Here is a 17,069-nt window from a genome sequence, read left to right as displayed (position 1 = left end):
AATTTACAGAAAGGATGGTACACAACCTCATCGACCTCGGTGACGAACATCTTGCCGTCTTCGACGCGCGTGACCTTGGCGTTGGTGATCCACTTGATGTCGTTGCTGCGCATGGCGCTTTCCATGATCAGCTTCGAGTCGCCCACGCCGCCCAGGCCGAGGTGACCGGCATAGGGCTCGCTGGTGACGAAGGTGATGGGCACCTTGCTGCGCAGCTTGCGCCGTTGCAGGTCCTTGTTGAGGATGAAAGCGAATTCATAGGCCGGGCCGAAGCAGGAGGCGCCGGGCAAGGCGCCGACGATGGCCGGACCCGGATCCTGGAGGAATTTCTGGTATTCCTGCCAGGCTTTTTCGGCGTGGTCGACCGTGCACACCGACTGGGTGTAGGCTTCCGGGCCGGCACCAGGGACTTCCTCGAACGCGAGCTTGGGGCCGGTGGTGATGACGAGGTAGTCGTAGCCGATGCGCTGTCCGTCGGCGGTCTCGACGGCGTTGCCCTCGGCGTCGATGCGCGTCACGGGCTGGCCGATGAAGCCGATGCCTTTCTTGTCGAGATAGGGTTTGATGGGGAAGGTGGTGGCATCGCGCTGCCGCCAGCCCACGGCGATCCAGGGGTTGGAGGGTACGAACTGGAAGTAGTCGACAGCATTGATGAGCGTGACGTCGTGGGTCTTTCCGAGCCGCTCGCGCATTTCGTAGGCGCAGGGCATTCCGCCGGTACCGGCGCCGATGATGACGATGTGGGCCATGGTGTGTCTCTCCTCTCCTCGTGAAAATCAGCGTTGCAGCGCGGCGTCGACCGCCGCGAGCCGTTCTTCGTCCAGCCGGCCGGCGAGCGCCTGGAGCTTCAGGCGGTTCTGAAGGACCTCGGTTCGTGCCTGCAGCAGCGCAAGCCGCGCTGCGTCGAGATCGTTCTCGGCATTCAAAAGGTCGAGCGTAGTGCGGTCTCCGACTTCGTGCCCCAGGCGCGTGGCGTCGCGGCGCGCTTCGCTCGCCGTGACCGCCTCTTCGAGCGCGGTCACGCGCGCGTGGGCCGTCTGCAGCGCGAGCCAGGCGGCGCGCACCTGTTGCCCCACCTGCTGGCGTATCCATTCGAGCTCGGCCCGGGCCCGGTCTTCGAGCTTGAGCGCCTCTTGCCGCTTGGCGCTGCGCAATCCCCCCGTGTAGAGGGGGATGTTAACTTGTACGCCGATCACGTGCTGCGTCTGCTCGACGCTGGACGAGCCGTAATCGCCGTCGCCGCTCACGTAGTCGCGCCCGGCCTGGGCGACGAGATCGACCGTGGCATCGGCCGCTGCACGGTATTTTTCTACTTCCTTGTGCGCGATCTCGACCTTGGCCTGCGCCTGGCGCAGCAGGGGATTGGCAGCGAGCGCCGCCTCCTGCCAGTGCGCGAGCGGTTCGAGCGGTTCGGGGGACAAGACGCTGGCCGAAGGCGGCAGGGGATCGAGCCGCTCTGGCTCCAGGCCGGTGGCGTCGGCGAGCGCTGCCAGCGCTACTTCCCGTTCGCTCTCGGCGGCCACGAGCTGCGCCTGCAGGGTGCGGGCGCGGGCGGTGGCCTCGTGCGTGTCGAGGATGGGCAGGTCACCCGCGGCGTAACGATCCTTGGCCTCGGCGAGTGCCCGTTCCACCGCCTCCAGCTGGCGGCGCAATAGTGCCTGCCGGCGTTCGGCCACGACGAGCTGGAAGTAACTCTCGACCACCTGCAGCATCAGCTCCTGACGCGCACCCAGCCATTCGACTTCGGCGGCGTCCGCGCCGAGCGTGAGCTGTTCGCTCTGCGCCGAGCGCTCACCGTGGATGAGTGGCTGGCGCGCCGTGACGTTCCACTGGGTGGCGGTGCCGTTGTCGATCGAGGTCTTGAAGGTGACGTGCCGCGAAGGCGTCATGCCGGGGGCGGCGAAGTAGGCCCCATGCGTGTTGGATTCGAGCGAGCGCACCCCGGCGCCGCCGCCCACGCTCACCGACGGACGCCATAGGGCGCGTGCCTGTTCGCGCTGGGTGCGGCCCGCCTCCAGCGAAGACTGGGCCATCGCCATGCGAGGGTCGTGCTCGCGTGCCGCTTGCCAGGCTTCCATCAAATCGAGGGCGTGCGCCGTGGGCAGAGGCAAGGCGAGCAGCAGGGCCGACCAGGGAGACAGGCGCATCGCGGCGTCCTCCGGTTTCAGCAGCCGCCCGGCACGCCGAGCTTGCGCAGGAAGATTTCCAGGGGGCACCAGCGGGTGAATCCGCTCTGCATCAGGTTCAGGCCGACGAAGGCGGTGAAGGCGAGCCACCATTGGCTCATGAAGAAGGGGCTCGCGGGCGCGCCCAAGAGCAGCGAGACGAGGATGAAAGTGCCGGCGATGATGCGGACGATGCGCCAGGACGTCATGACGGTTCTCCTTGGTCGGGACGGGAACGACGATAAGCCATGTAATAGAGGGTGGGGATGACGACGAGGGTGAGCAGGGTCGAGGCGAAGATGCCGAAGATGAGCGAGATCGCCAGGCCGTTGAAGATCGGATCATCGAGGATGAAGAGCGCGCCGATCATGGCCGCCAGCGCCGTGAGCAGGATCGGCTGGGCGCGCGTGATCGCCGAGCGTACGATGGCGTGCTCGAGCGGAACGCCCTCGCGCACCTGCAGCCGGATGAAGTCGACGAGCAGGATAGAGTTGCGCACGATGATGCCGGCGAGCGCGATCATGCCGATCATGCTGGTGGCGGTGAATTGCGCCCCCAGGAGCGCGTGCCCTGGCATCACGCCGACGAGGGTGAGCGGAATCGGCGCCATGATGACGAGCGGCACGAGATAGGAGCCGAAGTGCGCCACCACCAGCAGGTAGATGAGTATCAGCCCCACGGCGTAGGCGGCGCCCATGTCGCGAAAAGTCTCGTAGGTGATCTGCCACTCGCCATCCCATTTGTAGCTGTAGCCGCGCAGCGCATCCTCGGGCTGGCGGATGAAGTGCTCCTCCAGGTGCCCCCCGTCGGGAGCGACGATCTCGCCGATCGCCCCGCGCATGGCGAACATGCCATAGAGGGGACTGTCGATATGTCCGGCCATGTCGCCGACGACATAGACCACCGGCAGGAGGTCTTTGTGGTAGATGGGCTCTTCGCGCAGCGTGTCGCTCACCGTGACGAGTTCTCGCAGCGGCACGAGCCGCCCGTCGGGCCCGCGCACGGCGAGCCGCAGCAGCGCGTCCAGCTCGCCATGGGCTTCGGCGGGCAGCTGCAGCAGTACGGGGGCCGGGTATTTGCTCGCATCGTGCAGATAGGCCGAGTGCAGCCCGGCAAGGCCCGCCTGCAGGGTGGTGACGATCGCCTGTTGCGAGACGCCGGCAAGCGCCGCCTTGCGCCGGTCGACGAGGAGCAGCTTTCTCGGGGCCTCGGCGATCGTGCTGTCGTCGATGTCGACGATGCCCTCGGTGCGCTCGAACACGGCGCGCATGGCCTTGGCCACGGCACGCCGCCCGGCGGCTTCCGGGCCATAGACCTCGGCGACGATGGGCGAGAGTACCGGCGGGCCCGGCGGCACTTCCACCACTTTGACGTTGGCGCCCATGCGCCGGCCGATCTCCTGCAGCGCTGGACGCAGGCGCGTGACGATGGCGTGGCTCTGCTCGTGGCGCAGGTGCTTGTCGACGAGATTCACCTGGATATCGCCGACCTCGTCGCCGGCGCGCAGGTAGTACTGGCGCACGAGGCCGTTGAAGTTGATGGGCGAGGCGGTACCGGCGTAGGCTTGGTAATCGGTCACCTCGGGCTGGCGGGCGAGGAACGCCCCCAGTTCGTGCAGCACCGCCGCAGTGCGCTCGAGCGGCGTGCCGGCGGGCAGGTCCACCACCACCTGAAATTCGGACTTGTTGTCGAAAGGCAGCATCTTCATGAGCACGAGCCCGGTGGCCGGCAGCGCGAGCGAGACGACGATCGCCGCGAGCACGAAGAGCGCGAGCACGCCTCGGTTCCTTGCCCCCCTTCGCTCGTCGAGCAACGGCCGGAAGATGCGCTCGAAGAACGGGGCGATGCGCTCGCCGAGACCGGCCTTGGCTTGCCCGTGCCCGCGCAGCCACAGGCGCGACAGCCACGGCGTGACGGTGAAGGCGACGGCCAGTGAGATGAGCATGCCCATGCTGGCGTTGATCGGGATGGGGCTCATGTAGGGGCCCATGAGGCCGGTGACGAAGGCCATGGGCAGCAGTGCTGCGATCACCGTGAGCGTGGCGAGGATGGTCGGTCCGCCCACTTCGTCCACCGCGACCGGGATGAGGCGCACGAGGGGCGTATCGGGTTGCAGCAGGTGGTGGCGGTGGATGTTCTCCACCACCACGATGGCGTCGTCGACCAGGATGCCGATGGAGAAGATGAGGGCGAAGAGCGAGACGCGGTTGAGCGTAAACCCCCAGGCCCAGGAGGCGAAGAGCGTGGCCATGAGCGTGAGCGCCACGGCGAGCCCCACGATGGCCGCCTCGCGCCGCCCCAGGGCGAAGAAGACGAGCGCCACCACGGAGGCCGTGGCGAAGAGCAGTTTCTTGATGAGCGTCTGCGCCTTGTCGTTGGCGGTGACGCCGTAGTTGCGCGACACCGCCAGCTCTACCCCGGCGGGCACGAGGGTGTTGCGCAGCGCCTCGGCGCGATGGATCACCGCCTCGGCCACATCGATGGCGTTCTCGCCGGGTTTCTTCGTGACGGCGATCGTCACCGCGGGGAATTCCCCACCGCCCGCCGCCTCGGCGCGGCCGTGCCAGACGTAGCGTTCGGGCGGCGGAGGACCGTCTTGCACCTCGGCCACCTCGCGCAGGAAGACCGGACGACCCTCATGCACGCCCACCACCAGCTCGCCCACTTCCTCGGCGCTGGCAAGGAACGGCCCGGTTTCCACGGCGACGGTGGCATCTCCTTGCACCAGTTCCCCCGCCGGCAGACCGACGTTGGCCGAGCGCAGGGCGGCGTGGAGATCCTGGACGGTGACGCCGCTGCCGGCCATCTTCACCGGATCGAGGCGTACGAGCACGGCCCGTCCGGGCCCGCCGATCGTCTGCACCTCGCGCGTGCCGGACATCCGTTTGAGCTCGATCTCCATGCTGTGCGCGACGCGTTCGAGATCGAACGCCCCCTGCCGCGGGTCGGTGGCGTAGAGCGTGAGCGTGACGATGGGCACGTCGTCGATGCCTTTGGGTTTGATGATCGGTTCGAGCACGCCCAGGTCGCGCGGCAGCCAGTCGGTGTGGGTGCGCAGCGTGTCGTGCAGCCGCACCAGGGCCACGATGCGCGGCACGCCCACCTTGAACTGCACCGTGAGGATGGCCAGACCCGGGCGCGAGACGGAGGTGACGTGCTCGATGCCCTCTATCTGGGCGAGCACCTGTTCGGCAGGCGAAGCCACCATCTGTTCGACGTCGGCCACCGCCGCCCCGGGGAAGGGAATGAGGACGTTGGCCATGGTCACGTTGATCTGCGGCTCCTCCTCGCGCGGCGTGACCAGCACGGCGAAGAGCCCCATGAGCAAGGCGATGAGCGCGAGCAGCGGTGTGATCTGCGCGCTCTGGAATTGCGCAGCGATGCGGCCGGAGAGGCCGAGCGGGCGCGGGGCGTCCATCTCAGCGTTCCCGTGCGGCGAGTTCGGGGTTCGTCACCACGCGCTCGCCTTCTTCCACGCCGCTGAGGATTTCGACGCGCTCGCCTTCGACCCGTCCCAGGCGCACCTGCCGCAGCAACGGCTTGCCGTCGCGGTCGAGCACGTAGAGACCGGTGAGTTCGGCGCGGCGCACCACGGCGCTCGCCGGCACGAGGAAACGCTGGCCTGCGGCTGCGCCCGGGCTGCGCCAGGAGAGCCGCGCGAAGAGCCCCGGCTTGAGGCCGCGCACCTCGGGAGGGAGCGGCAGGCGCAGCTGCACCGTATGGGTGGAAGGGTCTGCCGCGGGGAAAATCTGCACCCGCTCGGCGGGAAGATGCAGGGCGGGGAATCCGGGAATCTCTACGTCCACGGTTCCTTCCGCTACCAGCGTGGCCGCCTCGCCCTGGGCGGCGACGGCGGTGACGCGCAGCGCCCCCGGATCGTAGAGGCGCACCAAGGGCCGGCCGGGAAGCGCCGTCTCGCCCAGCACCACCGGCACCTCGCTCACGATGCCGTCGTAGGGGGCGGTGACCCGATGATAGCCCGCCTGGGTGTGTACGGCCTTGGCCTGTGCTTCGAGCGCGGCCACGCGCGCCTGGGCCGCGTCGCGCTGGGCGCGGGCGCGGTCGAACGCTGCCTCGCTGATGTAGGCTTTCTCGAAGAGGCGCCGCTGGCGCTCGTACTCCTTGAGGGCGACCTGCAGCTCGGCGCGCGCGGCCTGGACCTGGGCGGCACTGGCGGCGGCCTGATCCTCGGCGGCGCGCGGGTCGATGCGCACCAGTTCTTCACCCGCCCGTACGCGCTGGCCCACTTCCGCCGGCCGGGAGACGATCACACCGGCCACCTGCGCCGTCATCAGCGTGTCGCGCACCGCCTCGACCGTGCCCTCGGCGCTGTGGTTCGCGGAGTCGCGCTCGGCTTGCACGACCACCGTTTCGAGCCCGGCTTCGGGCGCTGCCATCAGCCCCGTGCCATGGCTCAGCGTGCAGGCGAGCAACGTCAGCATGACGATGCGCCTCGGTCCCATGTTCTTCTCCCTTCCCTGGCGGGCGTTCTTCGGCTTTATTATTTAATCGTTTGACTAAATAGTCAACTAGTGTTCGAATCGCGCTACCTGCCGTCGCAATGGAGCCCGACGATGGAAAAAATTCCTTCTGAAATCATGGCACAGGTCGCCGGCTACTTCCAGGTGCTCTCCGAGCCCACGCGCCTGCACATCCTCAACCTGCTGCAGGAAGGGGAGCGCAGTGTCGGTGAAATCGCCCAGCGCTGCGGCTATACTGCAGCCAACATCTCGCGCCACCTCTCGCTCATGACCAAGCACGGTCTGCTCGAGCGCCGGCGCCAGGGCACTACGGTCTATTACCGCATCGCCGATCCTTCGGTCTATGCCCTGTGCGAGCTGGTGTGCGGCAACTTGGCGCGGCGCCTGTTGCAGGCGGCGCAAGTGCCTCAGGCATGGCGGCAGGATGCGCCTTCCATGGAGCATCCAGGAGAACCATGAACGGCTGGGAGCATTTCGAACACGAAGCGGACATCGGCGTGCGCGGGCGCGGGGCGACGCTCGCCGAGGCATTCGCGCAGGCGGGGCTCGCGCTCACGGCCATCGTCACCGATCCGGCCCTCGTCGCGCCGCGCATCCCGGTGACGATCCGCTGCCAGGCGCCCGATCCGGAGTTCCTTTTCGTCGACTGGCTCAATGCCCTGATCTATGAGATGGCCACGCGCCGCATGCTCTTTTCCCGCTACGAGGTCCGCATCGAGGGCGACCGGCTGGAAGCCACCGCCTGGGGCGAACCGGTGGATCGGTCGCGGCACCAGCCGGCGGTCGAACCCAAGGGGGCGACCTTCACTGCGCTCGAAGTGGCGCGGCAGGGAGAAGAATGGATCGCACAATGCGTCGTGGACGTGTAGGAGAAAAGTCATGGACCTGAAAGGCTTCGAGCGACTCGGCCCCTGTCACTGGCGGCTCGCGCCGCGCGGAGCGATGCGCGTGCCGGTGGAGATCTTCGCCGACGAGGCGCTGCTGCAGGCGATGGACGACAAGGTGCGCGAGCAGGCGACGAACGTTGCCACCTTGCCCGGCATCGTGCGCGCCTCTTACGCCATGCCCGATGCGCACTGGGGCTATGGCTTTCCCATCGGCGGGGTGGCCGCTTTCGATCCGGACGAGGGCGGCGTGGTGTCGGCTGGAGGGGTAGGGTTCGATGTGAGCTGCGGCGTGCGCTGCCTGCTCACGGGCTTGCCGGTCGAAGCGATCCTCGAAGTTCAGGAGCCCCTGGCCGAAGCGCTCTTCGCGGCGATTCCGGCCGGCGTGGGCAGCACGGGTCAGATTCGCCTGTCGGATTCCGAAATGGATGCCATGCTGCGCGGCGGGGCGCGCTGGGCAGTGGCGCAGGGCTACGGCGAAGCGGCCGACCTGGAGCGCATCGAGGAGCACGGCTGCATGGCCGGGGCCGATCCCAAGGCCGTCTCGGCGCAGGCGAAGAAGCGCCAGCGCGAGGAGATGGGCACGCTCGGCTCGGGCAACCACTACCTCGAAGTGCAGCGCGTGGCCGAGATCTACGACGAGGCCACGGCGGCGGTCTTTGGTCTGGTGCGCGATCAGGTGGTGGTGAGCATCCACTGCGGTTCTCGGGGACTGGGGCATCAGATCGGCACCGAATACTTCAAGGAGATGGCGCTGGCGGCGAAGAGCTACGGCATCGTTTTGCCGGACCGGGAGTTGGCCTGTGCGCCCATCACTTCGCCCGTGGGGCAGCGCTATCTGGGGGCGATGCGCGCGGCCATCAACTGCGCGCTCGCCAACCGCCAGATCCTCACCCACCTCACCCGCAAGGTCTTCGCCGAATTCTTCACTGGCCTGTCGCTGCCGTTGCTCTACGACGTCTCGCACAACACCTGTAAAGTGGAAACGCACGAGGTCGACGGGCGCAAGCGTACGCTCTACGTGCATCGCAAGGGGGCGACGCGCGCCTTCGGTCCGGGGCATCCGGAACTGCCCGAGGCGCTGCGTGCCGTGGGTCAGCCGGTGCTCATCGGCGGCAGCATGGGCACGGCTTCCTACGTACTCGTCGGCACCCGCGAGAGCGAGGCGCTCGCCTTCAGCTCCGCCTGCCACGGCGCCGGACGGGCAATGAGCCGGCAGCAGGCGCTCAAGCGCTGGCAGGGAAGGGAAGTGGTCGAATCGCTCGCGCGCCGCGGCGTGATCGTGCGCAGCCCCTCGTTTCGCGGTGTGGCCGAAGAGGCGCCCGAAGCGTACAAGGACGTGAGCGCCGTGGTCGATGCGGCCGACCGCGCCGGGCTCGCGCGCAAGGTGGCCAAGCTCGTGCCCCTGGTGTGCATCAAGGGGTGAGAGGCAAGCAGAAAAATGAATGGGAGAAAGGATCTTCGATGGACAGCGAACACAGCCTGCTTCTGACCGATCTCTACCAGCTCACCATGCTGCAGGGCTATTTCGAGCGCGGCATGCACGATACCGCCGTGTTCGAACTCTTCGTGCGCAAACTGCGCCCGGGGCGCAACTTCCTCGTCGCCGCCGGCATCGAGCCGCTGGTCGAGTTCCTCGAACAGGCCCGCTTCGGCACCGACGAGATCGACTGGCTGCGCGCGAGCGGACGCTTCTCGCCGGAATTCCTCGACTGGCTGGCCGATTGGCGCTTCACCGGCGACGTGGACGCCATGCCCGAGGGTACGGTCTTCTTCCCTAACGAACCGGTGGTGCGCATCACCGCGCCCCTGCCGCAGGCCCAGCTCATCGAGAGCCGGCTCATCAACCTGCTGCACCTGCAAATCCTCATCGCTTCCAAGGCCGCGCGTTCGGTGCTGGTTGCCCCGGACAAGACGCTCGTCGACTTCGGCCTGCGCCGCGCGCACGGCGCGGAAGCCGGGGTGCTGGCGGCGCGTTCGGCCTGGCTCACCGGCTTTGCCGGCACGGCCACGGTGCTTGCCGGCCAGCGCTATGGCATCCCGCTCTACGGTACCATGGCGCATTCCTACATCCAGGCGCACGACGACGAGCTGGAGGCTTTTCGCGGGTTTGCCCGGGCGCAACCCGGCAACGTGGTGCTGCTCATCGACACTTACGATACGGAAGCCGCCGCGCGCAAGGTGGTGGCGCTCGCCAAGGAACTCGAACCCGAGGGAATCCGCATTCAGGGGGTGCGCATTGACAGCGGCGATCTGGGCGAACTCGCCCGCCGCGTGCGTCGCATCCTCGACGAGGGGGGCTTGCAGCGCACCATTGTCTTCGCCAGTGGCGATCTGGACGAATACCGCGTGCGCGAGCTGCTCGCCCAGGGCGCGCCCATCGATGGCTTCGGCATCGGCACCAAGCTCGACACCTCTGCCGACGTCCCCTATCTCGATTGCGCCTACAAGCTCGAGGAATACGCCGGCAAACCGCGGCGCAAGCGCTCGGCCGGCAAGGCGACCTGGCCGGGACGCAAACAAGTGTGGCGTCGCTACGATGCCCAAGGGCGCATGGCGGGCGACGTGGTGGGGCTGGCGCACGAAGCGCAGGAAGGGGAGGCGCTCCTCGTGCCGGTGATGCGCGGCGGGTGCCGGCTCGATACCCTTTCCGGGCTCACGGCGGCCCGCACCTACGCCGCCGCCCAGCTGCGCCTGCTACCGGAACCGCTGCGCGCGCTCGAAGACGCCCCGCCGTATCCCGTGACGATCTCCAGCGAGCTGCAGGCGCTGGCGGCACGGCTCGATGCCGAAGCGCATTGAGAGCCCGTGAATCAGTGCATCTCCTCGTCGAGTGGCGGCAGAGGCAACACCTCGATGCCTTCCTCGAGCAAGGAGAGGAATTCTTCGGCGCTGCTCTGGCCCCGGATGGGGCGCGCATCGGCTTCGCCGCGGTGAATGCGGCGCGCCTCTTCGGGGAAGCGCACCCCCACGTCCTCGGCCTGCCGCCCCAGCGCGCGCAGGGTCTGCCACAGCTGCGCCAGGCGCTGCGGATCGGGTGCGACCGTGGCCGGGGCCGGAGCGGGCGGGGACGGTTCGGGCGTGTCTGCGCCGCGCTCGCCGGTATGCACGTAGGGGGCGCTGGGCAAGCGGCGCACCTCGGCACTGCCGCACAGCGGGCAGCGCACCGCGCCTTGGGCCAGTTGCGCCTCCAGCGCTTCGGCCGAGGGAAACCACCCCTCGAAACGATGCGTCGAAGCGCATAGCAGATCGACGACGATCACCGATATTCCCCGAGCAAATCCAAATGATCGATCATAGCATGCTCCGTCTTGCCCATTCGGATGCTGCAGTGAGACAAAAGTTCGTGTCAGGGCCGGCAGGGGCTCAAGTTTTTCCCCCAATGGTCGATAACCCACACAGTCGAACCTCGAATCTCTGGGAGCAAAGCGATGGCGCTCAAACTACGCACCGCCCTCATGGCCAGCATGGGAGCAATCGTGCTCGGCAGTGCGGCCACGGGCTGGGTATCCTGGTACACGCGCGACATGCTCGCCGGCCACCTGCTCACGACGCAGACGACCATCCTGCCCAACACCGTCGACATGCGCGAGGCCAACCGCGCCGGCATCCAGCTGCAGGCCGCGGCCCGGGGCATCGTGCTGCTTCCCGAAGATACCCAAGCCAAGGAGAACCTGTCCAGGACGCTGGAGGAATTCCCCCGCCTGCTTGAAGGGGTCATTGCCAAGGCCCGGCGCAAGGAAGTCCGCGAAGACCTGCAGGGGATGGTCAGCGACTGGAAGAGCCGCGTCGTGCCGGCGGTGCAGCGCTTGCAGGCGGCGGTCGATCGGGGCGACATCGAGCAGGCGCGTCAAATCGTGCTGCGAGAGCTCAACCCCGCCTGGCGCGACCTCAAGGCAAGGCTAGAAAAGCGTATCGCCTGGCGTGAAAAGGCCAACGACGAGGAATTCGAAAAATATCGCCGCGAGGCGGCGTTCTGGTCCACCCTGGTGACGGTCTCTTCGGCAGCGATGGTTGCTTTCGCGCTGGTCTTGGGGATCATGATGGATCGCATGCTGCGCCGCCGCTTGGCCGAGGCTGAAGAGGCGGTGGGCGCGGTGGTCGACCGGCGTGATCTCACCGCGGTATTGCCGCCTGCCTCCGACGACGAACTCGGCCGTATCATCGCCGCCATCGGGCGCCTGCGCGACGCCATCCGCGACCTGGTCCTCGCCCAGCGAGCCGTCTTGGCCCGGGTGCGCTCCGCCGCGGAGGAACAAAGCACGGACGCGGCCGAAGCCCGCCGTGCCGCCGCCTTGGCCGCCGAGAACGCGGAGAAGATGGCTGCCGCCATCGAGGAACTCTCGGCCAACATCGACCGGCTCAATGAAATGGCGCACCTCGCCGACGAGCGCGCCGCGCAATCGCAGCAGCGCAGCCTCACTGGCGTGGCCATCATCGAGCGAACGGCGCACCAGATGCGCGACATCGTCGAGATCACGCAACGGGCGGGAACGGCCGTCTCGGCCCTCATCGAACAGGCGCAGCGCATCTCCTCGATCGCCCAGGCGATCCAGGAAATCGCCGACCAGACCAATCTGCTCGCCTTGAACGCCGCCATCGAAGCCGCGCGGGCCGGAGAATACGGGCGCGGCTTTGCCGTGGTCGCCGACGAAGTGCGCAAGCTTGCCGAACGCACCGCTGCGTCCACCCGCGAGATCCGCGAGATCATCGACCATGTCCAGCAGCAATCCAACGACGCTGGCGCCCAGATGGCCCAGGTGCGCGAGCGGGTCGAGGAGGGCGAGACGCTCGCCGCCAGCGTCGAAGGCGAACTGCGCGCCATCTCCTCGGCGATCGACGCGGCGCGCGAGGCGGTCTCTTCCATGTCGCACGCCATCGAGGAACAAGCCAAGGCGGCGCAGCTGCTCGCCCAGCAGGTCGAACAGGCGGCGCAGGCGGCCGACGGGGCGGCCGAGCGGGCCGGCGACAGCGAAGCAAAGGCGAAACTCCTCCTCGAAGTCGCGCGACAGGCCGAAGAGGGGCTGCAGCACTCCTTCCGCGCGTGATCGTCATGCACGGGGAGGAATAGACGTTCGTCGGGTTATAGTTACGCCTTGTCGGCGGGGGCCTCTCCCCGCCTACCGAGGACCCGATGGAACACCTTCTCCACGTCTATCGCGACGCCGCCGAACTCGAGGCGTTCATCGACACGCACGGGCTTGCCCGCCGGCGGGGGCTCGTCCAGGTCTTCACAGCGGCGGCTGAACCGCAGCAGGTGCGTCCCGTGCTCGAGCGCCTGCAGGCGTTGCACGGTTTTGCCGTGATCGGCGCCTCCACGGCCGGCGCGATCGCTGGGGGGCGCGTCCACGACGAAGGCATCGTGCTCTCGGTGTCGATCTTCGAGCACACGCAGATCGAGACGCGCTACCTCCCCCAGGCCGAGGCCGCGGATGGAGAGCGGCTCGGCGCCGAACTCGCCGCCCGTGGAGTCCGGCTCCTGCTCGCCTTCGGCAACATCCTGCATGAAAATCCCGAAGCCTTCCTCGAAGGGCTCGCGCGCACCGCCCCCGATCTGGTCGTGGCCGGTGGCATCGCTGCCGACACCGTTCTCTTTCGAGGCTCTTTCGTCATCCACGGCAACGACGTCCACTCGCGCGGCGTAGTGCTCGCCGCCCTGAGCGGGGAGCGCTTGCGCCTGCACACCGCCTCGCTCCTCAACTTCACCCCGGCGGGCAAGCCCATGCGTCTGACGCGCAGCCACGGGGAATACGTCAATGAAATCGACGGCAAGCCCGTGCTCGACGTGTACCGCCACTACCTCGGCGAAGAAGTCCTGCAGCAGATCCCCCTGTCACTGGCCGCGTTTCCCCTCATCGCCCGTCAGCGCGGCCTCGACGTTGCCCGCCTTCCCGTAGGGCTGAGCGAGGATGGCGCCTTGCGCTTCGGTGGCACCCTGCGCCCCGAACAGCCGGTGCGCTTCGGCGTCGGCGACATCTTCACCCTCCTCGAGCGCGCCCACGCCACCGCCCAGCAGCTTAGCCGCAGCGTGCCCGCCGAAGCCGTCTATGTGTTCTCCTGCCTCGGCCGCCGGCTCTACCTGGGGGAACACACCCCGCTCGAACTCGCCCCCCTCGCTGCCCTGGCGCCGGCGGCGGGATTCTTCACCTACGGCGAATTCTTCCACCTTCCCGGCGACAACCGCCTGCTCAACATGACCTGTACCTTGGTGGTGCTCGCCGAGACGGACACGATCCGGCCGAGCCCCATCTCCTTGCCGCGCCATCTGCCCGAACCCAATCTCACGCTGCGCGCCCTCGCCCGCCTGAGCGACGTCACCTCCCAGGAGCTCTCCCACTCCCTCACCTTTCTCGAACAGTACCGCTACGCCCTCGATCAGAGCGCCATCGTCTCGCGCACCGACCTCCAAGGGCGCATCACCTACGTCAATGCCCTCTTCGAGCGCGTCAGCGGCTATCGGGCCGAAGAGCTCATCGGCCACACGCACCGCCTCCTGCACCACCCCGACATGCCGCGGGCGGTCTATGAAGAGATATGGCGCACCCTCGAGGACAAGCAGATCTGGCGCGGCATCATCCAGAACCGCAGCAAGGAAGGGCGCACCTACTATCTCAAGGCGACCATCATCCCCTTGTTCGACGAGAACGGCGACACCGTCGAATACATCGGCATCGCCGAGGACATCACCGAGATCATCGTCAGCCAGCAGCTCCTCGAGCAGCAGCGCACCGACCGCCTTACCGGCCTGCCCAACCGCAACCAGCTCATCGAAGACCTCGAACGCGGTCACTGCCGCCTCCTTGCCTTGGCCGACATCGCCGCCTTCAAGTCGATCAACGACTACTACGGTTTCGAGGCGGGCGACCGGTTGATCATCGAACTGGCCGTGCGTCTGCAGCAGCGACTCCAGCCGCTCGGTATCCGCATCTATCGCAACTATGGCGCCGGTTTCGCCTTCATCCCGCCCGACGGGCTGGCGCTTCCCGCCTTCGAGGCCGAACTGCTCGCCGCCAGCCGCGCGCTGCGCACTCTGCCCATGCCCGGCATGGACGGCGAAGAAGTCGACATCGACCTCTATTTCGGCATTGCCAAGGGCGATGACCACCTGCTCGCGCTCGCCGAGGCGGCGCTGCACAAGGCCAAGGAAAGCGGGGTGCGCGACCGCATCCCCGCCTTCAACGCCCAGGACCAGTCCTACCTCAACAACCGCTTCTGGATCAACGAAGTCAAAGCGGCGCTGGCCGAATCCCGCATCCTTTGCCATTTCCAACCCATCGTCCCCGTGCGGCCGGCGCAGCATCCACCCAAATACGAAGCGCTCGTGCGCCTGTACGACCGCCAGGGGCAAATCCTCTCTCCCGGCGTCTTCCTCGACATCGTCAAGCCCACGGGCCACTACGGCCGCCTCACCCGCCGCGTCTTCGACCTGGCGCTGGAGGCGGCCCGGCGCACCGGCAGCCAGATCTCGATCAACCTCTCGGCAATCGACCTCGCCGACGGCGAAACCTATGCCTACCTTCTCGATCAATTGAAAAAGCACCAAGGCGAGCGGCTCATCTTCGAGATCACCGAAAGCGAAGCCATCGAGGATTTCGCCCGCGTGCGCGCCTTTGCCGAAGACATCCGCCGCCATGGCGCACAGCTTGCCGTCGACGATTTCGGCAGCGGCTACTCCAATCTCGCCACCCTCATCGAACTCTCGCCCGATTACCTCAAACTCGACGGTTCGCTCGTCACCAAGGTGGTGCAAGAAGAAAAAGTCCGGCGGGTCATCGCCGCCGCCGTCCATTTCGCCCACGAAACCGAGATGCAGGTCGTGGCCGAATTCGTCAGCACCCCCGAGATCGCGCAAACCTTGGAGCGATTGGGCGTCCACTACCTGCAAGGATACGCGATCGGCAAGCCGATCTCCTTGCCCTGACTCCGTTTCACCCCCGATAGGAGAACTCCCCATGGATGTCGGTTTCATCGGTCTTGGTCTGATGGGGCGCCCCATGGCGCTCAACCTCCTGCGTGCGGGGCACCGCGTGCACGTCTGGGCGCGCCGGCGCGAATCCATGGAGCCGCTCATCGCGCTCGGCGCCATCGCCGCGGATTCCCCCGCCGAACTCGCCCGCGCCGTGCGCATCACCTGCTCCATGGTGGCCGACGCCCCCGACGTGGAAGAAGTCACCCTGGGCGAGCACGGCGTGGCCGCCGGCGCCCAGCCGGGGCACATCCACATCGATTCCAGCACCATTTCGCCCCAGGCAGCGCGACGCATCGCCGCGCGGCTCGCCGAGCGCGGCGTGCGCCTGCTCGATGCCCCCGTCTCCGGCGGCGAAACCGGCGCCATCGAGGGCACGCTCACCTTCATGGTGGGCGGCGACGAAGCCGCCTTCGCCACGGCGCAGCCGCTCTTCGAGGCGATGGGGCGCACCATCACCTGGATCGGCGAAAGCGGTGCCGGCCAGGTCGCCAAGGCCTGCAACCAGATCCTTACCGGCGTCACCGTGGTGGCCGTGGCCGAAGCCTTCAACCTCGCCCGCGCCGAGGGCGTCGACCCCGGACGCGTGCGCACGGCGCTCTTGGGCGGCTCTGCCTACTCGCGCGTGCTGGAAAACCACGGTGCCCGCATGCTCGAGCGCAACTTCCGCCCCGGTTTCAAGGCCTGGATGCACCAGAAAGACATGCGCATCGTGCTCGACGAAGCCCACCGCAGCGGCGTTCCCGCGCCCCTGTCGGCCGCCGCCGCGCAGTGGTTCAACGCCCTCGTCGGCGCCGGCCTGGGCGAAGAAGACTCGATCGCCGTGCTCAAGCTCTTCGAACGGCTGGGGTGAGGGCCGATGGGGTGCGGCATGAGCGGACGACCCGCCGCCTTTCTCGACCGCGATGGCGTCCTCAACGAGGATCGCGGCTACGTCCACCGCTGGGAAGACTTCGCCTTTCTGCCTGGCGTGATCGATGCCCTGCGCCGCCTGCAGCAGAAAGGCTATCTCCTCGTCGTCATCACCAATCAATCCGCCGTCGCCCGCGGCTTGTGCGCGGAAACCGACGTCCTCGCCCTGCACGAGCGCATGCGCGCGTTCCTGCACGGGCAAGGCATCGAACTGGCCGGCATCTACTACTGCCCGCACCACCCCCAAGGAAGCGTGGCGCGTTACACCCGCGCCTGCGCCTGCCGCAAGCCCGAGCCCGGCATGATCCTGCGCGCCGCGCAAGAACACGGCATCGACCTCGCGCGCTCGCTGCTGGTGGGCGACAAGATCAGCGACCTCGAAGCCGGCCGCGCCGCCGGCATCCCTTCGCTGTATCTCGTCGTGCCGCCGGGGCAGGACAAGGATCTCTCTTCCTTTCCGGAGGCGCAACGGGTCTCGGGGCTGAGCGAGGTGGTGGAGCGGATGTCTACGTTGAAAAATGGCATGCCAAATTCATGAAAATCGGTTATACTGCTTTATGAACGCCCGACGCGACGCCAGCTACAGACACCTCTTCTCTCGACGTGCCCGAATTCTATGACCTGGGGGAAGTGACCATGCAATTCGCCGAACGCATCAAAG

The 17,069-nt window shown here is 67.4% G+C and carries 14 protein-coding genes; 8 read left to right on the top strand and 6 right to left on the bottom strand.

What is annotated here, in order from left to right; all coding sequences use genetic code 11:
* The 5 genes from OA56_RS08945 to OA56_RS08925 all read right to left on the bottom strand — a co-directional run.
* The coding region (locus OA56_RS08945; protein WP_461584772.1) for an NAD(P)/FAD-dependent oxidoreductase at positions 1-749 on the bottom strand (749 nt) is incomplete at its 3' end.
* A gap of 27 nt (positions 750-776) precedes the next feature.
* The gene (locus OA56_RS08940) at positions 777-2,147 is read right to left on the bottom strand and encodes a TolC family outer membrane protein (RefSeq protein ID WP_461584770.1); all 1,371 of its coding nucleotides are present in this window, start codon (positions 2,145-2,147) and stop codon (positions 777-779) included.
* 17 nt (positions 2,148-2,164) lie between these two features.
* Complete coding sequence (locus OA56_RS08935; RefSeq protein ID WP_055424196.1) at positions 2,165-2,374, bottom strand: YgaP family membrane protein; 210 nt, start codon at positions 2,372-2,374, stop codon at positions 2,165-2,167.
* The gene (locus OA56_RS08930) at positions 2,371-5,583 is read right to left on the bottom strand and encodes an efflux RND transporter permease subunit (protein ID WP_461584768.1); all 3,213 of its coding nucleotides are present in this window, start codon (positions 5,581-5,583) and stop codon (positions 2,371-2,373) included. Before OA56_RS08930 ends, OA56_RS08935 begins: the two co-directional genes overlap by 4 nt.
* Position 5,584: 1 nt before the next feature.
* Positions 5,585-6,628: an efflux RND transporter periplasmic adaptor subunit gene (locus OA56_RS08925; protein WP_461584766.1), complete on the bottom strand. Its 1,044-nt coding sequence runs from the start codon at positions 6,626-6,628 to the stop codon at positions 5,585-5,587.
* Between the two features lie 111 nt (positions 6,629-6,739).
* On the opposite strand from OA56_RS08925, the gene OA56_RS08920 reads away from it, so the two are divergent.
* From OA56_RS08920 to OA56_RS08905, 4 genes are read left to right on the top strand one after another with little or no spacing between them, the layout of a single operon-like run.
* The gene (locus tag OA56_RS08920; RefSeq protein ID WP_141056414.1) at positions 6,740-7,105 is read left to right on the top strand and encodes an ArsR/SmtB family transcription factor; all 366 of its coding nucleotides are present in this window, start codon (positions 6,740-6,742) and stop codon (positions 7,103-7,105) included.
* Positions 7,102-7,515, top strand: a complete 414-nt coding sequence (locus tag OA56_RS08915; protein WP_141056413.1) for an archease — start codon at positions 7,102-7,104, stop codon at positions 7,513-7,515. The genes OA56_RS08920 and OA56_RS08915 overlap by 4 nt, the downstream gene beginning before the upstream one ends.
* A 10-nt stretch (positions 7,516-7,525) precedes the next feature.
* Positions 7,526-8,956 carry an RtcB family protein gene (locus OA56_RS08910; protein WP_461584763.1) on the top strand — a complete coding sequence of 477 codons (1,431 nt, stop codon included), beginning with the start codon at positions 7,526-7,528 and terminating at the stop codon, positions 8,954-8,956.
* 38 nt (positions 8,957-8,994) lie between these two features.
* Positions 8,995-10,332 (top strand): nicotinate phosphoribosyltransferase, encoded by a 1,338-nt coding sequence (locus OA56_RS08905; protein WP_461584761.1) that lies wholly within the window; start codon positions 8,995-8,997, stop codon positions 10,330-10,332.
* 11 nt (positions 10,333-10,343) lie between these two features.
* Here the strand turns inward: OA56_RS08905 and OA56_RS08900 are convergent, their stop codons facing one another.
* Positions 10,344-10,793, bottom strand: a complete 450-nt coding sequence (locus OA56_RS08900; protein ID WP_141056410.1) for a DUF1178 family protein — start codon at positions 10,791-10,793, stop codon at positions 10,344-10,346.
* A 168-nt stretch (positions 10,794-10,961) separates the two neighbouring features.
* Between OA56_RS08900 and OA56_RS08895 the strand changes: the two genes are divergently transcribed.
* From OA56_RS08895 to gmhB, 4 genes are all read left to right on the top strand, one after another.
* Positions 10,962-12,578, top strand: a complete 1,617-nt coding sequence (locus OA56_RS08895; RefSeq protein ID WP_461584759.1) for a methyl-accepting chemotaxis protein — start codon at positions 10,962-10,964, stop codon at positions 12,576-12,578.
* An 86-nt stretch (positions 12,579-12,664) separates the two neighbouring features.
* On the top strand, positions 12,665-15,451 hold the full coding sequence (locus OA56_RS08890; RefSeq protein WP_461584758.1) for a bifunctional diguanylate cyclase/phosphodiesterase: 2,787 nt from the start codon (positions 12,665-12,667) through the stop codon (positions 15,449-15,451).
* A gap of 31 nt (positions 15,452-15,482) precedes the next feature.
* On the top strand, positions 15,483-16,349 hold the full coding sequence (locus tag OA56_RS08885; RefSeq protein ID WP_461584756.1) for an NAD(P)-dependent oxidoreductase: 867 nt from the start codon (positions 15,483-15,485) through the stop codon (positions 16,347-16,349).
* A gap of 18 nt (positions 16,350-16,367) precedes the next feature.
* The gene (gene gmhB, locus OA56_RS08880; protein WP_461584754.1) at positions 16,368-16,946 is read left to right on the top strand and encodes a D-glycero-beta-D-manno-heptose 1,7-bisphosphate 7-phosphatase; all 579 of its coding nucleotides are present in this window, start codon (positions 16,368-16,370) and stop codon (positions 16,944-16,946) included.
* Positions 16,947-17,069 lie beyond the last annotated feature (123 nt).

The organism is Tepidiphilus sp. HLB4, from assembly GCF_054823945.1.
Note: the sequence above shows the minus strand (reverse complement) of the source record. Positions and strands in the feature narration are given on the sequence as shown.